At 55.9% G+C, this 5,439-nt stretch carries 4 protein-coding genes; all 4 read right to left on the bottom strand.

What is annotated here, in order from left to right; translation table 11 throughout:
• A partial coding sequence (locus G505_RS22890) for an IS110 family transposase (protein WP_157509277.1) occupies positions 1-231 on the bottom strand: 231 nt, incomplete at its 3' end.
• 324 nt (positions 232-555) lie between these two features.
• Positions 556-957 carry a nitrous oxide-stimulated promoter family protein gene (locus G505_RS0117580; protein ID WP_028110732.1) on the bottom strand — a complete coding sequence of 134 codons (402 nt, stop codon included), beginning with the start codon at positions 955-957 and terminating at the stop codon, positions 556-558.
• A gap of 46 nt (positions 958-1,003) precedes the next feature.
• Entirely contained in the window at positions 1,004-3,274 is a 2,271-nt protein-coding gene (locus tag G505_RS0117575; protein WP_028110731.1) for a nitric-oxide reductase large subunit, read from the bottom strand.
• A gap of 216 nt (positions 3,275-3,490) precedes the next feature.
• On the bottom strand, positions 3,491-5,086 hold the full coding sequence (locus G505_RS0117570; protein WP_028110730.1) for a cation:proton antiporter family protein: 1,596 nt from the start codon (positions 5,084-5,086) through the stop codon (positions 3,491-3,493).
• Positions 5,087-5,439 lie beyond the last annotated feature (353 nt).

Genomic DNA, 5,439 nt, shown 5'->3' with positions numbered 1-5,439 from the left:
TGCTGGGATGAGCTTTACCTGGTAACCAGCCTGCTGAAGCCGCCTTCCCCAATAGTGAGAACGAGCACAAGACTCCATGGCCACCAGCGTACCCGTTGGAAATTCAAGGAGTGTGTGAAGCAGCTTTTCTCTTTTGATCTTGCGGTTCCAAAGGATGGAGCCATCCTCCAGCAGAACGCAAACCTGAAAAACACTCTTGGCTAAATCAATTCCAATGGCTTTAATAGACATGATGGACGCTCCTCTCTGAATTATGTTGTGCAACTTAATTCTGGCGCATTTGACGCCGTATCGTAGGGGGGCGTCCATCACATCACTGGATACCGGCATTCGCCGGCATGACGGTGCAGGGAGCAGCCGCATCAGGTTGAAATTAAACTCTCTGTGAACCTGCAACTGTGAGGTAAGACAGCGGAACTGTTGGAGGCAATAGGGTTCTAGGGGAGGTGCAGAGTCTTAGATAGGCATGGAGTGCGGGCGCCTCTCCAGGATTTGGATAGTGGTTCGAGGTAGGGTTGGGCGGATATAGGAAGGGGACCTTGAAGGTCCCCTTGTTCATTGCTTCTGCTTGGCTGCGGCTTTACGCCGGGCATGTTGGCTGGCGCCTGCCGGTGGCTTTTCCGGTATTGGGCGGCGCTTGTCCAATATGTGCTGAACCGCCTCTATGGGGTGCCGGTAGAGCATCCTGGGGCCGGAGTAGATCATCGCCTTTCTCGCCTGTGCTCTAGGCTCAGGTTTGTAGCAGTGAATGGGACATCGTGCGCAGTCCGGTTTAGTCTCGCCATAAGGGCAGCGATCCAGTTTCTGCTCGGCGTAGTTCAGCAGGGACAGGCAGTCAGGGCAGAGGCCGTTGGTCTTCAGTTCAGCCTGACAATGAGCCTTACAGTAGATCTGCAGCATGTGCTTGATGGTTTGATGTTCCTTGGCCAGTCTGCCTGTCAGTATCTCTGAACTCATCGGTTTACTCCGTTGATGGGGCACTGCCGTGCCCCATGTTTTGGTCTCAGGCGGTGGCCAGTTTCTTGGCTCGCTTGGCAGCCAGGCTGGCTTTCACCAAGCCAAAGAGGAACATGGCAATAAACATGCCGCCTATGGCAAACAGGATATCACCAGGTACTCGCAACCACACCAGCTGTCGTACCAGATCACTCTGCAGCACGTCAGGTGAACGGGCAAACCAGTAGCCATGGTCGATGGCCGCGAAGAACTGAACTATGCCGACGGGAATCAGCGACATCACCAGCATCGCCATCAGGCCGATGTTCATACTCCAGAAGGCCCACTTCAGCAGGCTCTGGTTCCAGCCGCGTCCCTTGCTCAGCCCCATCAGACAGAACAGCATCAGGCCGATGCCCAGCATTCCGTATACCCCCATAAAGGCACCATGGCCGTGTGCTGCCGTGGTGTTCAGCCCTTGCACATAGTAGAGGGAGATGGGTGGGTTAATCAGGAAACCCAACATGCCGGCACCGAACATATTCCAGAAGGCGGTCGCGACGAAGAACATGATGGCCCACTTGTAATTGGTCATCCAACTGGCCGCATTGCGCAGACGATACTGTTCATAGGCTTCAAACCCAATCAGTGCCAACGGCACCACTTCCAGGGCGGAGAAGATGGAGCCCCAAGCCAGAACCGAGGTCGGGGTACCGGTAAAATACCAGTGGTGGGCAGTACCGATGATCCCACCGGACAGGAATATCAGGGTGGCGAACAATACAGCCGCGTTGGCACTGCGGGCGCGGATCAGTCCCAGGCGCACAAACATCAGGGCAATCACGGCGGTGGCAAAGGTTTCAAAGAAACCCTCTACCCACAGGTGAACCACCCACCAGCGCCAGTACTCGGCCATGGCCAGGTTGGTGTGTTTGCCCATCATCAGGCCGGCACCATAGAACAGACCAATGGCGACCACGGAGACATAGAGCAGCCAGATCACCGGCTTGTGGTCGTTTTGCTCACTGAGTGCAGGGCGAATGGCGGCGGTCACCAGGCCAAGCCAGATCAGCAGGCCGACCATCAACAGCATTTGCCAGAAGCGTCCCAGGTCGATGTATTCATGCCCCTGGTGACCAAACCAGTAGCTCAGATCGATGTCCAGTACCTGCTGAACCGCCAACCACTCGCCAGCCATGGATCCAAGAACGACGATCAGCAGGGCGACCCAAAGCAGGTTTACACCCAGCTTTTGCCACTTGGGCTCCCGCCCCCCGGAGAGTGCCGGTGCGATATAGAGACCGGTCGCCAGCCACAGGGTGGCAATCCAGAATACCGCGAGCTGAGTGTGCCAGGTGCGGGTCAGGGAGTAGGGAAGGATATCGGACAGGGGGATGCCATAGAACTGCTGGCCTTCAACTGCGTAGTGGGCGGTGATCCCCCCCAGCACGATCTGCAGCATGAACAGGCCGATGGCCGTAAGGAAGTATTTACCCAGTGCACGTTGAGAGGCAGTGGGTTGGTGGCTGAAGATGGGGTCCTCCTTCGCCGGGGTCGGCAGAGGGTCATGCTTCAGGGTGGAGTGGTACCAGGCCAGTGCGGCGACACCAAAGATCAGGACCACCACGGACAAGATGGACCAGACGGTAATGGAGGAGGTGGGCTGATTGTCCACCAGGGGCTCATGGGGCCAGTTGTTGGTGTAGGACACTCCGGGCTGGTCTGCGCGATCGGTGGTGGTTGCCCAGGCACTCCAGAAGATAAAGGCGGTCAGGTTTTCTCGTCGCTCAAGGGAGGGCAGGGTGCCCTCTTTCATGGCGTATTGCTCCCTAAGCGGCTGAAGTTCGGGATCATCACTGAACAGCGAGAGGTAATGCGCCTGAACCCGGTTAATGGCATCAAAGCGGGTGTTGGATATGGTGATGATGCCATTGTCCGGGTTATAGCGATTGCGGCGAACATCTGCCTTGAGTTCCGCCTGCAACCCGCCCTGCTGTGCGTCGCTCAGGGTCTCATAAGCCTGGCCAAACTGGTCCTGGGCCTGGATCTCGAGCCAGGCCATCAGTTCTCTGTGCAGCCAGTCGGCACTCCAATCGGGTGCCACATAGGAGCCGTGGCCCCAGATTGAGCCCAGTTGGTGGCCGCCCATGGAGCGCCAAGCCATCTGGCCCTGCTGGATGTCCTCTTCGGAAAAGAGTACCCGGCCATCATCGCTGACAACCTGTGTAGGAATGGGGGGCATTTCTCTGTAGGTGCTGCTGCCCATGGAGAGCAACACGGTGAAAGAGGCGAGACAGGAGAGTATCAGCGCCCAAAGGATGATTTTTTGTCGACTCATAACCGTACCTGCTATCTGGTTTTGTCGTTTATTGAGGGTGAGTTATTTAAAGGTGCATTTGTGATGCGTCATTGCAATGGGGAAACCTTAGTAAAATACTCGGGTATTGGCAACGGACGATTTTGGGGAAGGAGAGGGTTGAGATCTGGATCACACATCGTCGGGGAGGAGTTACCCCTAAGGGAATAGAAAAGGGCGGCAGAGCCGCCCGGATTATCAGAGAGAGGGTTTGCTGCTTAAGGAGCGTGGCAGGGTGTCCATAACCTGGTCGGCCAGGCCGGCACCAGCAGCCTGATAGATGTTGTAGACGCTGTGCACTCCCATCTCCAGCAGGGCTTCCTCTTCATCTGGGTAACGCACGATAGCGGTGACCTTGCCTCGATAGTCACTGTTGAACAACAGCTCGGCGGTATGCAGGTTACCCTGGTGGGAGGGCATCGCCAGTACAATCAGATCCACACTGGAGGTGGGCACCAATTTATCCCAGAAATCCGAATCGGTGCCGTCGCCCAGAACGGCATGACGGTGTTCTTTATGATGGCGTTCGATGATCCCCTGTTTATGGTCTATGCCCATCACCTGATTTGGGTGGATCTCGTTCAGAGAGTCATAGGCCGCCGACCCGATTCGGCCCATACCAAAGATAAGGATCTTGGGTTCTCCCAGGTGGATGGGTTGATCCTCCGGATGAAGGGGAGTGCGCTGGCGATGCTGCAGCTTGGGTTGCAGCCATTGGTAGATGCCCTGAGCCATACGGTCCAAAGGCGCGGCAATCAGGAAGCTGAAGGCCACCATCAGCGCCATAACTCGCAGCCAGCTGGCATCCAGGGTGCCGGTGGCGATGGCAGCTGTCATGACAATCAGGCCAAACTCGCTGAAGTTGCCCAGTGTCAGCGACGACATAAAGGCGGTGCGTAACCTGAAGCGGAAAAACAGCAGCAGCCCGAGAAACAACATCAGCTTTAGGGGAAGCAGCATCAACAGGGTCAGCGCCGTAGTGATCTCCTCCATGGAGGGGATGCCCTGCTGGCCTATGGTAAGGAAGAAGGCGACAAGGAAAAGCTCCTTGAAGAGGAACAGGGATTTGGACAGCTCGGAGGATTTGGCGTGGCCAGCCAGGAGTATGCCCATAATCAGAGCGCCCAGATCCGGTTTCAGGCCGACGGCACCAAACAGGGCGGCACCGGGGACCAAGGCCATTACCAGACCAAAGAGCACCAGCATCTCGCCATGGCCACTGCTTTTCATCATCCTGAACATCAGCGGCCTGAGCAGGGGCAGGGCCAACAGGGCCAATGCCCAGGGGGAGGGCCACACCCCCTTGCTTGCGGTAAGGTATACCACCGCAAAGATGTCCTGCATGATCAGAATGCCGATGGCGGTGCGGCCATAGAGGGAGGCCAGATCGCCACTCTCTTCAAGAGTTTTAATGGCAAACACCGTACTGGAGAAGCTCAAGGCAAATCCCAGGGTGAGAATCTGGGTGTTGGATAGCAGGTCGAACATCCCCAGCCCAACCAACGCCATTGCCTTGATAAAGAGAGCAGCAATTAAGACAGTGATCAGCATATGGGTGGTTGCCGTGCCCCATACTTCTCGCCTGGCCAGGCTGCTCAGGTCCAGCTTCAGGCCAATGGCGAATAGAAGAAGCAGTACACCGAGATCGGCGATGGGCGTCAGGAACTCCAGAGCATCGATACCGGCGGCGTAGAGGGCAAAGCCCGCGGCCAGGTAACCGATCAGCGGGGGCAGGCCGATGCGTACGGCCCCCAGGGCGAGGAGGAGAGGTATAAGAAGAAGGAGGGGATCCATCCAAAATCTCCTTGAGAGTAATAGATGCCTGTATTGTAACCAGTTTAATTACGCTTTAGTGGTTTGCTCCTGAGAATTTCACTCTTGGAATTTTCGAGCTGTGGCACCGGTTAGGCCGAATTTACTTAATTTGCCAATCATCAACATTTAAAAATGTGGATAACTCTGTGGGTTTGTTGTGTGAATGCGGTGTGGTTAAGCGATTGGCCAATTATCCTGAAAAAAGTTTCAAAATCGCCTTGCCAAGTTAAACCCAGCCCCTATAATGCGCTCCCTGTCGACGGGGCAAAGCGGGTCATCAAACACCGCGCTGAGCAAAACATCGACACCCGGAAAAACCTTTGAAAATAGGG

This window comes from Ferrimonas futtsuensis DSM 18154, from assembly GCF_000422645.1.
Lineage (GTDB): Bacteria > Pseudomonadota > Gammaproteobacteria > Enterobacterales > Shewanellaceae > Ferrimonas > Ferrimonas futtsuensis.
This window is presented reverse-complemented; position numbering and strand designations above follow the sequence as displayed.